This is a genomic window from Streptomyces sp. NPDC004788, assembly GCF_053601115.1.
This window is the reverse complement of record NZ_JBSGBF010000014.1, coordinates 1-13,091: the sequence shown is the minus strand read 5'-3', so window position 1 is coordinate 13,091 and position 13,091 is coordinate 1. Positions and strand designations below refer to the sequence as shown.

Sequence of the window (13,091 nt, the reverse complement as noted above, 5' to 3'; positions counted from 1 at the left end):
AGCGGAGGTCCTTACGCGGGGAGGTGGTTGATCGGGTGGGTGTCGGTGGCCCAGAGGTACTGGACGGCGTAGGCCCGCCAGGGCCGCCACCGGGCGGCCCGGGAGGTGAGCGCGGCGGGCCCGGCGGGCAGGCCGAGGCCCTGGGCGGCGCGGCGCACGCCGAGGTCGCCGGGGAGGAAGGCGTCGGGGTCGCCGAGCGCCCGCATCGCGATGACCTCGGTGGTCCAGGGGCCGAAGCCGGGCAGCGCGCGCAGCCGCTCGCGGGCCTCGTCCCAGTCGCTCTCGGGGCCGAGGGCGAGGCTGCCGTCGGCGAGCGCGGTGACGAGGGTGAGCAGGGTGGTGCGGCGGCTGCGCGGCAGGGCGAGGCTCTCCGGGTCGAGGCCGGCGAGCGCCTCGGGGGTCGGGAAGAGGTGGGTGAGGCCGCCTTCCGGATCCTCGACGGGCACGCCGTGCGCGGCGACCAGCCGGGCCGCGTGGGTGCGCGCGGCGGCCGTGGACACCTGCTGGCCGAGCACCGCCCGGACGGCGAACTCGGCGGCGTCCACGGTCCGCGGCACCCGCCGCCCGGGACCCGCGTCGACGAGCGGCGCGAGCAGCGGGTCGGCCCGCAGCTGTTCGTCGACGGCGACGGGGTCGGCGTCGAGGTCGAGCAGCCGGCGGCAGCGGTTGATGGCGAGCGTGAGGTCGCGCGGGTCGGTGAGCGAGAGCCGGCACAGGACGTGGTCGGCGCGCGGGGCGAGGGCGACGATGCCGTGCCCGTACGGGAGGCTCAGCGTCCTGCGGTAGGCGCCGTCGCGCCACTCCTCCACGCCGGGGACGGCGGTGGCGGCGAGGTGGCCGAAGAGGTTGGAGGGGTTGAGGGGCGTGCGGAACGGCAGCCGCAGGGTGATCGCCCCGGAGGGGGCGGCCGGTACGGAACCGGTGCGGGCGGCGCGGGCACGCAGGTCGCCCGGGGTGAGCGCGAAGACCTCGCGGACGGTGTCGTTGAAGGTGCGGATCGAGGCGAAGCCGGCGGCGAAGGCGATCTGGGCCATGGGCAGCGGGGTGGTCTCGATGAGCAGCCGCGCGGTCTGGGCCCGCTGGGCGCGGGCGAGGGCCAGCGGCCCGGCGCCGAGCTCGGCGAGCAGCTGGCGCTCGATCTGCCGGGTCGAGTAGCCGAGCCGCGTGGCGAGCCCGGGGACGCCCTCCCGGTCGACGATGCCGTCCCTGATGAGCCGCATGGCGCGGGCGACGGAGTCGGCGCGGGCGTCCCAGGCGGGCGAGCCGGGGCTGGTGTCGGGCCGACAGCGCTTGCAGGCCCGGAACCCGGCCCGCTGGCAGGAGGCGGCGGTGGGGTGGAACTCCATGTTCTCGGGCTTGGGCGGCACCGCCGGGCAGCTGGGCCGGCAGTAGATCCGAGTGGTGCGGACGGCGGTGAAGAAGACGCCGTCGAAGCGGGCGTCCTTCGACTGGACGGCCCGGACGCAGCGCTCGGTGTCGGTGTGCATGGCTCCAGGATGGGTGATCCCGGAGGGGGACGGCTGGCGAGAAAACGACATCGACGTGCGGGGAGGGGGAGCGAGAGGCGCGGAAACGGACGCGGTGAGCGCGGCGGGACCGGACGCCGCCGGGCGGAGCGGGTAGGCGACAGGGCCCGGGCATGTGCCCGCCGGGCGGAGCGAAAGGTGGTGGGCGTGCGGCGGGACCAGGGCGAAGAGGACGCCGGCCGCCCGGTGGCGTCGAGGCCGGGGCACAGCGCGCCGCGCCGTGCAGGGCGGTGGCGGGCCGGGCCGGCCCGGGCACGGCGACGACCCGCGGACCGACCGGGGTACGGCCGCCTCGCCCGCTAGCCGAGCTAGCCGAGCGCGGCCTCGAAGGCGGCGTACGCGGCCGCGTCGTACAGGACGAAACGCACCTGCCGCACCGAGGTCGTCCGCGCCGCACGGACCGTCTCCACGGCGATCCGGGCGCCGTCGTCCATCGGCCAGCCGTAGACACCCGTCGAGACGGCCGGGAAGGCGACGGTCTCCGCGCCCAACTCGTCGGCGACGCGCAGGGATTCGTGGTAGCAGGAGGCGAGGAGCGCCGAGCGGTCCTCCTCGCGGCTGTGCACCGGGCCGACGGTGTGGACGACCCAGCGGGCGGCGAGCGCGCCGGCGGTGGTGGCGACGGCCTGTCCGGTCGGCAGGCCGCGCCCGTAGTGGCCGGCGCGGAGCCTGCGGCAGTCCTCCAGGATCGCCGGCCCGCCGCGCCGGTGGATGGCGCCGTCCACTCCCCCGCCGCCGAGGAGGGAGGAGTTGGCGGCGTTCACGATGACGTCCGTGTCCTGGTGGGTGATGTCGCCGCGGACGAGGACGATGGCGGGCTGCGCGGTGCTCATGCCGCCATCCTCGCGCCGCCGCCACGGCACCGCACGGGAATTACGCCCCGGGCGTGCGCAGCCGCCGCCAGACCGCCTTGGCCGCGTTGTGCCCGGACATTCCGTGCACGCCGGGACCGGGCGGGGTGGCGGAGGAGCAGAGGAAGACCGCCGGGTGCGGGGTGCTGTAGGGGAAGAGGGAGAGCCGGGGGCGCAGCAGCAGTTGGAGGCCGCGGGCGGCGCCGCAGGCGATGTCGCCGCCGATGTAGTTGGCGTTGCGCTCGGCGAGTTCGGGCGGGCCGGCGGTGGCGCGGGCGAGGATCAGGTCGCGGAAGCCGGGCGCGAAGCGCTCGATCTGCCGCTCGATGGCGTCGGTGAGGTCGCCGCGCCAGCCGTTGGGGACGTGACCGTAGGCCCAGAAGACGTGCTTGCCCTCGGGGGCGCGGCCGGGATCGACCAGGCTGGGCTGGGCGGTGATGAGGAACGGGGTGTCGGGGGCGGTGCCGGAGGACGCCTGGTTCAGTGCGGTGCCGATCTCGCCCATGGTGGGCCCGACCTGCACGGTGCCGGCCCGGCGGGCGGCCTCTGCGGTCCACGGCACGGGCCCGGAGAGCGCATAGTCGATCTTGAACGCGCTGGCGCCGTAGCGGTAGCCGTCGTAGAAGGAGCCGAGCCCGGCGATCCGGGCGAGCGCGGTGGGCGAGGTGTCGAAGACGTACGCGCGGGCCGGCGGGAGGTCGTCGAGCCGCTTGACCTCGAAGTCGGTGTGCACGGCGCCGCCGAGGTCCTTCAGGTACGCGGCGAGGGCGTCGGAGATCGACTGCGAGCCGCCACGCGGCATCGGCCAGCCCACCGCGTGCGCGGCGAGCGCGAAGACCAGGCCGACGGCACCGGTGGCGATGCCGTCGAGCGGGGCGATGACATGGCCGACGAGCCCGGCGAACAGGGCCCGCGCCTTCTCGCCGCGGAAACGCCTCAACATCCAGGTGGCGGGCGGCAGTCCGGCGAATCCGAAGCGGGCGAGGGTGACCGGGTCGCGGGGCAGCGCGGTGAGCGGCAGCTGCATGAAGTCGCGGACGAGGCTGTCCCAGCGGGGTACGAACGGGGTGACGAGCCGCCGGTAGGTGCCGGCGTCGCGCGGGCCGAAGGAGGCGGCGGTCTCGGCGACGGAACGGGCGAGAACGGCCGCGGTGCCGTCGTCCCAGGGGTGGGCCATCGGCAGCGCGGGGTGCAGCCATTCCAGGCCGTAGCGGTCCAGCGGCATCGAGTTGAAGACCGGTGAGCCGATGCCGAGCGGGTGCACGGCGGAGCAGGGGTCGTGCCGGAAGCCCGGGAGGGTCAGCTCCTCGGTGCGGGCGCCGCCGCCCACGGTGGGTTTCGCTTCGAAGACGGCCACGGAGAAGCCACGGCGGGCGAGTTCGGCGGCGGCGGTCAGCCCGTTGGGTCCCGCCCCCACGACCACGGCATCGAGCATCGACGTCACCTGAGGACTCCTCATGTCGTCCGGCGATCACTGGTTTCCAGGATAGGCCGGGCCCCCGGCGCCCCCTCGTCCACCCTCGGGGACCGGCCAGGGCGCGGAGTACCCTTTGGACGGCTTCACCCCTTACTGGGGACCCCTGACAGGCTGGGAGGGCGGATCCGGTGCACGGCGAGTACAAGGTCCCGGGCGGCAAGCTGGTCGTGGTCGACCTGGACGTGGCGGACGGCGTGCTGCGCCGGGTGCGGGTCGCGGGCGACTTCTTCCTGGAACCGGACGAGGCGATCCTGGCGATCGACGGGGCCCTGGAGGGCGCGCCCGCCGACACGGACGCGGCCGGTCTCGCGGCCCGGATCGACCAGGCGCTGCCGCCGGGCACGGAGATGTTCGGCCTGACCACGGAGGGCATCGGGGTCGCGGTGCGCCGGGCGCTCGCGCACGCCACCGACTGGACCGACTACGACTGGCAGCTGATCCACGAGCCGCCGCAGTCCCCCGCCCTGCACATGGCCCTGGACGAGGTCCTGACCGCAGAGGTCGCGGCCGGCCGCCGGCCGCCGACCCTGCGGGTCTGGGAGTGGGGCTCCCCGGCCGTCGTCATCGGCAGTTTCCAGTCGCTGCGCAACGAGGTGGACCCGGAGGCCGCCGAGCGGCACGGCATCGAGGTGGTGCGCCGGATCAGCGGGGGCGGCGCGATGTTCATCGAGCCGGGCAACACCATCACGTACTCCCTGTCGGTCCCGGACGCCCTGGTCCAGGGCCTGTCGTTCACCGACAGCTACGCCTATCTCGACGACTGGGTGCTCGGCGCCCTCGGCGACATGGGGGTCAAGGCGTGGTACCAGCCGCTGAACGACATCGCCACGGACGCCGGCAAGATCGCCGGCGCGGCCCAGAAGCGCATGGTCGCGGGCGCGGGCGCCGTGCTGCACCACGTGACGATGGCGTACGACATCGACGCCGACAAGATGACCGAGGTGCTGCGCATCGGCCGCGAGAAGCTCTCCGACAAGGGCACCAAGAGCGCCAAGAAGCGCGTCGACCCCCTCCGCCGCCAGACCGGCCTGCCGCGCGAGGCCGTCATCGACCGCATGATCGCCTCCTTCCGTGACCGCTACGGCCTGACGGAGGGCCGCGTCACGGAGGAGGAGCTGGCCCTCGCCAAGGAGCTGGCCGAGACGAAGTTCTCGTCGCCCGAGTGGACCGCCCGGGTGCCCTGACCGGGGCTTCGCGGCGTCTCGTAGGCTCCGCCCATGCGGATCGAACAGCCCGTGCGGCCCGGCCTGCGCATGGAGTGCGCGGACGGCGGCCGGCTCGTCCTGACGCAGGGCGACCGGCCCGTGCTCTTCGCCCGCCAGCGCGCGAGCCACCGCGGGGTCCACTACGCCCGGACCGGGCGCTACGCCTCCCCGCTCGCGCCCCTGCGGGCCGGCACGGCGCGCGCCGTCGCCGCGTGCGCCGCGCCCGGCTCGGACGCCTGGACGGAGCGCTGGGCCGCGTACGCGGAGGCGCAGCTGCGCGTCGCGGCCGAAGGGCCGCTGCACGAGGGCGACTGGAACCTGGGCCCGATGACTCCGGGCTGGTTCGTGGACGGCAACTGGGCCAAGCTCCTCGCGCACGATCCCGACCGGGGCCATCTCACCTGGTTCGGTTACGGCGACCCGGCGGAGGACGCCCGCGATCTGCTGCCGCTGCGGGCGCTGTCCGATCCGGGGGCGGCGCGGGTCAGGGCGTACCGGCGCCAGTACCGCGAGGGCGTGCTGCCGCCCGTACTGCTGTGGTGGATCAGCGGGCTGAACTCGCCGGTCGTGCTCGACGGGCACGACCGGCTCGTCGCGGCCCTCGCCGAGGGCGGCCGGCCCGAGGTGCTCCTGCTGTCACGGGCCGTCGACGCCGCCTACGTGGCGCTGTGCGCCGCCCGGCCGGTCGAGGAGTACGCGTACCGCATGGCCGCGCTCGGCGACGGTCCGCTCGACGGGGTGCGCCGGGCGGTGGCGGGGCAGGCGCTCGCGAAGGCGCTGCGGGCGATCGAGCGGACGCCGGAGATCACCCGGGCGTGGCCCGTGGCCGGGGGCGTGGCCGGCTGGGAGCGGGCCGTGGCCGCGCAGGTGCCCGGGTGGGGCCCGGCGCCGCTGCCGTGAGCGCGGCGGGTCAGGCCGCCGGGGTGCGGGCGACGAGGATGAACTCGTTGTAGGGGAACGCCTTGCCGACGGAGCGGGCGAAGGGGAAGGAGTAGGTGCGGTCGACGGTGAGGCCGAGCTTTTCGGCGTGGGCGCGCAGGCCGTCGAAGTCGACGAAGCGGACGTGGGTGGCGTCGGTCTTGTAGCCGGCTTCCTGGGGACAGATCAGCACGACGTGGCCGCCGGGCTTCACCAGCGGCAGGTACTGCTCCAGGACGGAGTTGCCGAGCGTCTCGTCCATGTGCTCCAGGACGTGGGCGCAGAGCAGGCTGTCGAAGGAGCCGGGGCCGCAGTCGGGGGCGGCGGCGAGCTCGTCCGGGGTGTAGGCGGTGAGGCCGCGCTCGCGGCAGACGGCGACGGAGCTGGCGTTGTGGTCGACGCCCACGCTGTCGGGGCCGCAGTTGAGCAGGTTGCGGCCGAGGCCGCAGCCGATGTCGAGCACGCGTCCGAGGCCGAGCCGCTTCAGGTTCCAGCGGTAGGGGGCCTGGGTGGGCAGCAGTCGCTTGATCCCCGAGTTCTCCAGCCGGGCCAGGCGCTGGGTGTAGTCGGAGGATTCCGTGCCGGACATCATCGACCGCCTTCTGCTCTTGCTCGTGCCGCGCGCTTGTGCCGCGCGTCCGCCGAGGCTATGCCATGGAGAGTGCCCGGTAAAGATCAGCGCATTGATTCCCGGCCGCCGCCGCGCGCGGTCCGCCGCCCCGCCATCAGGGCCGTGTAGAGCAGCAGCGAGGCGGCGAGGCCCACGGCCCAGCCGTAGTCGGCGAGCGGCTTCAGGACGGGGATCAGCCCGTCCGCGGGGAAGGGCCCGGTGCCGGGCGCCGAGTGGGAGCCGCCGACCGCCAGGAGGCCGCCGACCGCGAAGGCCAGCACGGCCGCCGGGTTCCAGCCGCCCCGGTACCAGTAGGGCCCGTCGGCCCGGTAGAGACCACCGAGGTCGAGGACGGTGCGCCGCACCAGCCAGTAGTCGGCGATGAGGATGCCCGCGACCGTACCGAGCAGTCCGCCGACCAGGCCGAGCCAGGTGAAGATGTACAGCTCGGGCGTGGAGGTCAGCTTCCACGGCATGATCAGGACCCCGACGACGCCGGTGACCAGGGCGCCCCGGCGGAAGTCGACGAGTCGCGGGGCGAGGTTGGCGAGGTCGTACGCGGGTGAGACGACGTTCGCCGCGATGTTCACCGACAGGGTCGCGACCAGTACGGTGACCAGGGCGAAGAGCAGCCCGAAGACGTTGTCGGTCCTGGCGGCGAGCGCGACCGGGTCCCAGACGGGTGCCCCGTACACGGCCTGCGAGCCGGACGTGACCAGGACCGAGAGCAGCGCGAAGAGCGTCATGGTGGTGGGCAGACCGAGGGCCTGACCCCACACCTGGGCGCGCTGTCCGGCGCCGAAGCGGGTGAAGTCGGGGATGTTGAGGCTGAGCGTGGCCCAGAAGGCGATCATGCCCATGAGGGCGGGGAAGAAGACTGGCCAGAAATCGTCCCCCCAGCCCAGTCTGGACGGCTGATCGAGGAGTGGGCCGAAGCCGCCGGCCTTGACCGCGACCCACCCGAGGAGTACCAGCGCGCCGACGATGACGAAGGGCGCGGCCCAGTTCTCGAAGCGGCGCAGGGCATCCATGCCCCGGTGGATGATGGCGAGCTCCAGGGCCCAGAAGAGGCCGAAACAGAGCCAGAGCGTCCACGGCTGACCGCCGACCTCCCGGGCCCCGGCCCAGTGGCCGCCGAAGGCCTTGTCGAGCAGGACGAAGATGCCCTGGCCGCCGATCCAGGTCTGGATGCCGAACCAGGCGCAGGCCACCCCGGCCCGTACGAGCGCCGGCAGGTTGGCGCCGCGCAGTCCGAAGGAGGCGCGGGCGAGGACCGGGAAGGGGATGCCGTACTTGGGTCCGGCGTGCCCGGTGAGCAGCATCGGCACGAGCACGACGAGATTGGCGAGGGCGATGGTCAGGACGGCCTGGAGCCAGTCCATGCCGAGGGCGACGAGCCCGGAGGCGAGCAGCCAGGACGGGATGTTGTGGGCCATGCCGACCCAGAGGGCCGCGAAGTTGTACGTGGTCCAGCGGCGCCGCGCGAGGGGGACGGGGAGCAGGTCGTCGTTGACGAAGCGGGGGTCGGCGCCGGCCGCGCCGGGCTGGAGCTCGACGCGGCCGTCGGGTATCCGGGGTCTTTCCGCGGGTGTGGTGGCGGTCATGGCGACGGGACCCTTCAGGCGTGGAGCGCGGGGATGATCTCGGAGCCGTAGGCGTCGATGGTGCCTTCGCGGTTGTCGTGCATGTTGTAGACGGCGAACTGGTCGACGCCCAGGTCGCGGAGGTGCCGGAGCTTCTCGATGTGGGCCTCGGCGGGGCCGAGCAGGCAGAAGCGGTCGACGATCTCGTCGGGGACGAAGTCGGTGGACGGGTTGTCGGCGCGGCCGTGGTGGCTGTAGTCGTAGCCGTGCCGGTCCTTGATGTACGCGGTGAGCTCGTCCGGGACCATCCCCGAGTGCTCGCCGTACTTGGCCACCAGGTCGGCGACGTGGTTGCCGACCATGCCGCCGAACCAGCGGCACTGGTCCCGCGCGTGCGCCAGGTCGTCCCCGACGTACGCGGGGGCGGCGACGCAGATGGTGAGGGCGTCGGGGTCGCGGCCGGCGTCGGCCGCGGCCTGGCGGACCGCCTTGACCATCCACTCGGTGAGGAACGGGTCGGCGAGCTGGAGGATGAAGCCGTCGGCCTTCTGTCCGGCGAGGGCGAGCGCCCTGGGCCCGTAGGCGGCCATCCAGACCGGCAGCCTGCCGTCCTTCACCCAGGGGATGCGGATCGGGTTGCCGTCGACGACGGCCTCGCGGCCCTCCGCCAGATCGCGGATGACGTCGATCGCCTCGCCGAGCCGGGCCAGGGTGTTGGGCCTGCGGCCGGCGACGCGCATGGCGGAGTCGCCGCGGCCGATGCCGCAGACGGTCCGGTTGCCGAACATGTCGTTGAGGGTGGCGAAGGTGGAGGCGGTCACCTCCCAGGTGCGCGTGCCCGGGTTGGTGACCATGGGGCCGACGTGGAGCTTGGTGGTGTGTTCGAGGATCTGGCTGTAGATGACGAAGGGCTCCTGCCAGAGCACGGCGGAGTCGAAGGTCCAGCCGTAGCGGAAGCCGTTGCGCTCCGCGCGGCGCATCAGGCCGACGACCTGCGAGGCGGGCGGGTCGGTCTGCAGGACGAGTCCGAAGTCCACTTCGGTGGCCTCCTAGTTCAGGTACTGGCAGGTGGAGCGGGGGACGAAGCTGCCGTGGCCGGCGCGGCCGGTGAACTTGCGCTGCTCGATGACGGGTTCGCCGCGGGAGAGGACGGTCTCGACCTGGCCGGTGACCGTCTTCCCCTCGTACGCCGAGTAGTCGACGTTCATGTGGTGGGTGGCCGCGGACAGGGTCTGGGTGGCGTGCGGGTCGTAGACGACGACGTCCGCGTCGGCGCCGGGCGCGATGGTGCCCTTCTGCGGGTAGAGGCCGAACATCCGGGCCGGGGTGGCGCAGGCGATCTCGATCCAGCGGCGGCGGGAGATGTGCCCGTCGACGACGGCCTGGTGGAGCAGGTCCATGCGGTTCTCGACGCCCGGCAGGCCGTTCGGGATCTTGGAGAAGTCGCCGCGGCCGAGCTCCTTCTGGCCGACGAAGCAGAAGGGGCAGTGGTCGGTGGAGACGACCTGGAGGTCGTTGGTGCGCAGGCCCCGCCACAGGGCCGCCTGGTGCTCCTTGGGCCGCAGCGGCGTGGAGCAGACGTACTTGGCGCCCTCGAAGTCCGGCTCGGCGAGGTTGTCGGTGGACAGGAACAGGTACTGCGGGCAGGTCTCGCCGAAGACCGGCAGGCCCTTGTCGCGGGCGGCGGCGAGCTCGGCGACGGCCTCCTCGGCCGACACGTGCACGACGTACAGCGGAGCGCCCGCCACCCGGGACAGCTGGATCGCCCGGTGGGTGGCCTCGGCCTCCAGGAGCGCCTTGCGGACCTCGCCGTGGTAGCGGGGGTCGGTCTCGCCGCGGGCCAGGGCCTGCTCCACGAGGACGTCGATGGCGATGCCGTTCTCGGCGTGCATCATGATCAGCCCGCCGTTGGCGGCGCCCTGCTGCATGGCCCGCAGGATCTGTCCGTCGTCGCTGTAAAAGACCCCGGGATAGGCCATGAACAGCTTGAACGAGGAGATGCCCTCCTGGACGAGCCGGTCCATCTCCTTGAGCGTCTGCTCGTTGACGTCGGAGAGGATCATGTGGAAGCCGTAGTCGACGGCGCAGTTGCCGTCGGCCTTGGCGTACCAGGCGTCGAGCCCTTCCCGGAGGGTGTGGCCGACGCTCTGCACGGCGAAGTCGACGATGGTGGTGGTGCCGCCCCAGGCGGCGGCCCGGGTGCCGGTCTCGAAGGTGTCGGAGGCGAAGGTGCCGCCGAAGGGGAGTTCCATGTGGGTGTGGGCGTCGACGCCGCCCGGGATGACGTAGCGGTCGGTGGCGTCGATCGTGCGGTCGGCGGTCCAGCCGGCGGCGATGTCGGAGCCGTGGGCGGCGAGGGCGACGATCCGCCCGTCCTCGATCAGCACGTCGGCGTGGGTCTCGTCGGCGGCGGTGATGACGAGGCCGCCGCGGATGAGGGTTCGGGTGCTCACGGGACTACTCCCCGAAAGGTAGAGGGATCGTGAACTAGAGGTTCCTGAGGGCCTGTTCGAGGATCGCGGCGCCTTCCTCGGCCTCGGCGACGGTGAGCGAGAGCGGCGGCGCGATGCGCAGGGCGCTGGTGTTGTGGCCGCCGCCCTTGCCGATGAGCAGCCCGTTCGCGCGGGTGGCCTCCAGGACGGCGGCAGCGGCGTCCGGGTTCGCCCGGTCCGTGCCGGGCTCGGTCAGCTCGATGCCGATCATCAGTCCGCGGCCGCGCACCTCGCGTACGGCGTCGACGCCGGCGGTCGCGGCCCTGAGCCGTTCGATGAGCAGGCCGCCGACCCGGCGGGCGTTGCCCTGGAGGTCGTGGTCGAGGAGGTACGTGAGGTTGGCGAGCCCGGCGGCCATGGTGACCGGCGAGCCGCCGAAGGTGGAGATGGAGTTGGCGTCGAGGCTGTTCATGATCTCGGCGCGGGCGACGACGCCGCCGATGGACATGCCGTTGCCGATGCCCTTGGCGAAGGTGAGGATGTCGGGCGGTCCGGCCTGGCCGTGCGCCTGCCAGCCCCAGAAGTGCTCGCCGGTGCGGCCCCAGCCGGTCTGCACCTCGTCGGCGATCCACAGGATGCCGTGCCGGTCGAGGACCCGGCGGAAGGCGGCGTAGAGGCCGTCGGGCGGGGAGGTGAAGCCGCCGACGCCCTGGATGGGTTCGGCGATGAGCGCGGCGACGCCGGCGCGGGTCTGGCCGAGCACGTCCTCCAGGTCGGCGACGCACGCCTCGATGAACCGCTCGTCGGTGAGCCCGGCGTACGGGCCGCGGCTGCGGACGCCGCCGTGCACGTAGAGCGTCTGGAGCGGGGAGAGGCTGGTCGGGGACCAGCCGCGGTTGCCGGTGACGCCGACGGTCGAGAACGAGCGCCCGTGGTAGCTGTTGCGCATCGCCAGGAGCTGGTTGGAGCCGGTGTAGGCGGTGGCGAGCAGCAGGGCGGTGTCGTTGGCCTCGGTGCCGGAGGTGGTGAAGAAGACGCGGGCGTCGGGGATGCCGGAGAGGGCGGCGATCCGTTCGGCGAGCTCCACCATGGGCCGGTTGAGGTAGAGGGTGGAGGAGTGGATGATCCGCCCGGCCTGTTCGGCGACCGCCTTGGTGACCTCGGGCAGCGCGTGGGCGGTCATGGTGGTGAGGATGCCGCCGAAGAAGTCGAGGTAGCGGTTGCCGTCGGCGTCCCAGACGTGGCGGCCCTCGCCGTGGGTGAGCTCGATGGGGTGCCGGTAGTAGAGGGCCACCCAGTCGGGGATGACGGCGCGGTGGCGGTCGTACAGGTTGCTCACGGCCGCACCAGCCCGTCGTACGCGTCGGGGCGGCGGTCCCGGTAGAACGCCCATTGCTGCCGGACCTGTTCGATGAGGCCGAAGTCGAGGTCGCGGACGACGAGTTCCTCCTCCTTGTCGGAGGCGACGTCGCCGACGAACTGGCCGCGCGGGTCGACGAAGTAGCTGGTGCCGTAGAAGTCGTTGTCGCCGTACTCCTCGATGCCGACGCGGTTGATGGCGGCGACGTAGTACTCGTTGGCGACGGCGGCGGCGGGCTGTTCCAGCTGCCAGAGGTAGGAGGAGAGACCGCGGTGGGTGGCCGACGGGTTGTAGACCAACTGTGCTCCGTTGAGGCCGAGTTGGCGCCAGCCCTCGGGGAAGTGGCGGTCGTAGCAGATGTAGACGCCGACCTTGCCGACGGCGGTGTCGAAGACGGGCCAGCCGAGGTTGCCGGGGCGGAAGTAGTACTTCTCCCAGAATCCCTTGACCTGGGGGATGTGGTGCTTGCGGTACTTGCCGAGGTAGGAGCCGTCGGCGTCGATGACGGCGGCGGTGTTGTAGTAGAAGCCGGCGCCCTCGACCTCGAAGACGGGCACCACGATCACCATCCCGGTCTCCCGGGCGAGCGCCCGCATCCGCTGCACGGTGGGTCCGTCGGGCACGGGCTCGGCCCAGCGGTAGTGCTCGGCCTCCTGCACCTGGCAGAAGTACGGGGCGTTGAACACCTCCTGGAACCCGATGACCTTCGCCCCCTGCCGGGCCGCCTCGCGGGCGTGTTCCTCATGCTTGGCGATCATGGATTCGGTGTCGCCGGTCCAGGTCGCCTGGACGAGCGCGGCGCGTACGACGTCGGTCATGAGCTGCTCCTTCGGCACGGCGTCAGAGAGCCTCTACGCACGTAGACGCGATGCGTAGGAGGAGAACGTAAGCCCCGTCACAGCCCGGAGCAAGACCACTGCCGTGAAGCAGCGGAGTCGATCATGTTTCATACCCGAGTGGTCGACGTCGGACACGTAACGACACGTCCGGGTACATGTCGATCTTGCCGTACCGGTCCGCGCTGCGGGGCGCCCCGCCGGGCGGGCGGACCGGGGGTGCACCGGCGGGCGGCGTCGGTCGTCTCCCAAGGCGCGCGCGGGGAGGCGGGCTTACCGGCCCGGTGATGACC

General features: G+C 73.0%; 11 protein-coding genes. 2 read left to right on the top strand and 9 right to left on the bottom strand.

What is annotated here, in order from left to right; genetic code table 11:
- Positions 1-11 precede the first annotated feature (11 nt).
- The 3 genes from ACWEJX_RS09220 to ACWEJX_RS09210 all read right to left on the bottom strand — a co-directional run bounded on the left by ACWEJX_RS09220 (position 12) and on the right by ACWEJX_RS09210 (position 3,821).
- Complete coding sequence (locus ACWEJX_RS09220) at positions 12-1,487, bottom strand: AlkA N-terminal domain-containing protein (protein ID WP_451606892.1); 1,476 nt, start codon at positions 1,485-1,487, stop codon at positions 12-14.
- Between the two features lie 347 nt (positions 1,488-1,834).
- Positions 1,835-2,359: an O-acetyl-ADP-ribose deacetylase gene (locus tag ACWEJX_RS09215; RefSeq protein WP_451606891.1), complete on the bottom strand. Its 525-nt coding sequence runs from the start codon at positions 2,357-2,359 to the stop codon at positions 1,835-1,837.
- Positions 2,360-2,399: 40 nt separating this feature from the next.
- Positions 2,400-3,821, bottom strand: a complete 1,422-nt coding sequence (locus tag ACWEJX_RS09210) for a phytoene desaturase family protein (protein WP_451606890.1) — start codon at positions 3,819-3,821, stop codon at positions 2,400-2,402.
- Between the two features lie 161 nt (positions 3,822-3,982).
- Here ACWEJX_RS09210 and ACWEJX_RS09205 point away from each other — a divergent pair, with 161 nt between their 5' ends.
- Both ACWEJX_RS09205 and ACWEJX_RS09200 read left to right on the top strand, forming a co-directional pair.
- The gene (locus tag ACWEJX_RS09205; RefSeq protein WP_451606889.1) at positions 3,983-5,038 is read left to right on the top strand and encodes a lipoate--protein ligase family protein; all 1,056 of its coding nucleotides are present in this window, start codon (positions 3,983-3,985) and stop codon (positions 5,036-5,038) included.
- Positions 5,039-5,071: 33 nt separating this feature from the next.
- Positions 5,072-5,959, top strand: a complete 888-nt coding sequence (locus ACWEJX_RS09200) for a hypothetical protein (protein WP_451606888.1) — start codon at positions 5,072-5,074, stop codon at positions 5,957-5,959.
- 10 nt (positions 5,960-5,969) lie between these two features.
- Here the strand turns inward: ACWEJX_RS09200 and ACWEJX_RS09195 are convergent, their stop codons facing one another.
- The 6 genes from ACWEJX_RS09195 to ACWEJX_RS09170 form a co-directional block, all read right to left on the bottom strand.
- A complete protein-coding gene (locus ACWEJX_RS09195; protein WP_451606887.1) occupies positions 5,970-6,569 on the bottom strand; it encodes a methyltransferase domain-containing protein in 600 nt (199 codons plus the stop codon).
- Positions 6,570-6,652: 83 nt separating this feature from the next.
- Positions 6,653-8,191 (bottom strand): NCS1 family nucleobase:cation symporter-1, encoded by a 1,539-nt coding sequence (locus ACWEJX_RS09190; protein ID WP_451606886.1) that lies wholly within the window; start codon positions 8,189-8,191, stop codon positions 6,653-6,655.
- A gap of 14 nt (positions 8,192-8,205) precedes the next feature.
- Positions 8,206-9,207: a TIGR03842 family LLM class F420-dependent oxidoreductase gene (locus ACWEJX_RS09185; RefSeq protein WP_451606885.1), complete on the bottom strand. Its 1,002-nt coding sequence runs from the start codon at positions 9,205-9,207 to the stop codon at positions 8,206-8,208.
- A 12-nt stretch (positions 9,208-9,219) separates the two neighbouring features.
- Positions 9,220-10,623 carry a dihydropyrimidinase gene (gene hydA / locus ACWEJX_RS09180; protein WP_451606884.1) on the bottom strand — a complete coding sequence of 468 codons (1,404 nt, stop codon included), beginning with the start codon at positions 10,621-10,623 and terminating at the stop codon, positions 9,220-9,222.
- A 34-nt stretch (positions 10,624-10,657) separates the two neighbouring features.
- Positions 10,658-11,941 carry an aspartate aminotransferase family protein gene (locus tag ACWEJX_RS09175; protein WP_451606883.1) on the bottom strand — a complete coding sequence of 428 codons (1,284 nt, stop codon included), beginning with the start codon at positions 11,939-11,941 and terminating at the stop codon, positions 10,658-10,660.
- Positions 11,938-12,780 (bottom strand): nitrilase-related carbon-nitrogen hydrolase, encoded by an 843-nt coding sequence (locus ACWEJX_RS09170; RefSeq protein WP_451606882.1) that lies wholly within the window; start codon positions 12,778-12,780, stop codon positions 11,938-11,940. The genes ACWEJX_RS09175 and ACWEJX_RS09170 overlap by 4 nt, the downstream gene beginning before the upstream one ends.
- Positions 12,781-13,091: the final 311 nt, after the last annotated feature.

Excerpts from the sequence above, each read along its gene's own strand:
- ACWEJX_RS09195 (WP_451606887.1), bottom strand. The coding sequence starts at position 6,569 with ATGATGTCCGGCACGGAATCCTCCGACTACACCCAGCGCCTGGCCCGG.
- ACWEJX_RS09170 (WP_451606882.1), bottom strand. The coding sequence starts at position 12,780 with ATGACCGACGTCGTACGCGCCGCGCTCGTCCAGGCGACCTGGACCGGC.
- ACWEJX_RS09190 (WP_451606886.1), bottom strand. The coding sequence starts at position 8,191 with ATGACCGCCACCACACCCGCGGAAAGACCCCGGATACCCGACGGCCGC.
- ACWEJX_RS09200 (WP_451606888.1), top strand. The coding sequence starts at position 5,072 with ATGCGGATCGAACAGCCCGTGCGGCCCGGCCTGCGCATGGAGTGCGCG.
- ACWEJX_RS09215 (WP_451606891.1), bottom strand. The coding sequence starts at position 2,359 with ATGAGCACCGCGCAGCCCGCCATCGTCCTCGTCCGCGGCGACATCACC.
- ACWEJX_RS09220 (WP_451606892.1), bottom strand. The coding sequence starts at position 1,487 with ATGCACACCGACACCGAGCGCTGCGTCCGGGCCGTCCAGTCGAAGGAC.